This window comes from Massilia sp. UYP11 (assembly GCF_050434805.1).
Classification (GTDB): Bacteria; Pseudomonadota; Gammaproteobacteria; order Burkholderiales; family Burkholderiaceae_D; genus Telluria.
The window spans coordinates 1-1,662 of record NZ_JBNDJE010000056.1; the positions used below are offsets into that span (position 1 = coordinate 1).

General features: G+C 63.0%; 1 protein-coding gene. It reads right to left on the bottom strand.

The features are described 5' to 3' along the window. Positions 1-78: 78 nt before the first annotated feature. Positions 79-1,662, bottom strand: a 1,584-nt coding sequence (locus ABIB38_RS24135) for an RHS repeat-associated core domain-containing protein (protein WP_429207341.1), incomplete at its 5' end; no start/stop codon positions are given.

Here is a 1,662-nt window from a genome sequence, read left to right on the forward strand (position 1 = left end):
GCTTTGAAAATCACGCTACTGAGCGATGCTGGAGCGCGGACTCACGTTTCGCCTGGCTCTGCTCACGCCGAGAGCGGGTTATTCGAGGTGGCCTTTAGGTAGGATCACATTTGACCAGCGGTCTTTATTTGGGTAGGCGCTTGAGCTCTGGAATCCTGCTGCACCACGCGAGGGATTTTTCCTACCTCGACATGGCGTCCCACTACATACGGGACAAGCTGCTTTCTTGTTTTTCCTCCGGAGACCTAAAGGGTCTATCCAACCCGTCGGATTGGGTGCGTACTGATAAGCATTCATTCCGCCTAGCAGGCCAATCGGATCTGCCGTCATGTAACGTGCGCCATCCGGATCGTAGTACCGATACCGGTTGTAATGGATCCCCGTCTCATCATCAAAGTACTGCCCCTGAAACCGGATCGGATTCCGTATCCCGGCCTTGCGCGCCGCCTCGCTGATTGCCTCCTTCGCTTGCCCCCACGCCTTGTACTGCGCCGACCACGCAACCTTGCCCTCGCAATCCGTCAACTCCTGCGGCGTGCCCAGATGATCGCATTGGTAGAAGGCGATCTCTTCCTTACCGAACGGCTCGGCTTCCTGCTCGACCTCACCGTTCCACAGCGGATCGAGCGCGATATCGTACTTGCCGCCGTTGCCCGCCATCAGCGCTTTCACATCCGTGGTAGGCGCCAGGCGAAGCGCACGGCTCCGGGTGGCCTGTACCAGCGGCACGAAGCTGTCGCGCTCGTACACATAATGCACCGTCCGTTCGCCCGCCGCGTCGCCCCGGCGCACGCTGCTTTCCAACGCCAGCGTGTCGCCATCCCAGCCGTACATGGTGCGGGCCGTCTCGCGAAAGGCGGCGCCATCCATCGTCCCGCTGCGCTTGGCGATGCGCCTTCCCAGCGCATCATAGGCAAAGGTGGTGACGCCATGCCAGGTCGTGGCGCGGGTCATCCGGTTGTACGCATCCCATGCATATTCGGACCGAATGCCGTCCTGGGTGCGTTCCACGACGTTGCCGCGTTCGTCATAGCGGTAGCGCACGCCAGCATATTCCTTCAGCAGGTTGTCCAGCAGTTTCGGCAGTGGGACACGGCGGCTGATGGGCTCCTGCTGCGCGGTGTCGGCTGCCTGGATGTTGCCCGCCGGGTCGAAGGCGAAGGTTTCATGGCCTAATGCGCTGTTCGCCGCCAGCAGCCGTCCGACCGGGTCGTAGCGGTATTCGACGCGGCCGCGCCGGTTGTCTTCGAGGCTGGTCAACTGGCCGGACGGGTCGTAGCGGTAGCGCCGCAGGATGGCGGCTTGCATGCCCACCTGGACGTCGGGACGGTACGTGTCGAAATAAGGGTGCCGGTCCTTCCGGCTGACCTGCGCGATGGCGCCGAGCTGCTGTTCGATCAGGCGCCCAAGCGGGTCGTACTGCATCGTTTGCCGCAGGCCGTTGGCCTGGGTGCGACCGGTTTCCTGGTATAGCGCGTCGCGCTCGAAGGAGACGAGGTCTTGCCCGTCGAGCAGCAGGCCATGCACGTGGCCGGCGCCGTAGGTCAGCCAGTCGATGCGGTGGCCGTCGGGGCGGACCGTGCCGGTGCGCTGGTTGAGTTCGTCATAGTGGTGGCGCCATACCGCGGTGCGCTTCTCTGGATGGAACGGGCCCTGGTAGTG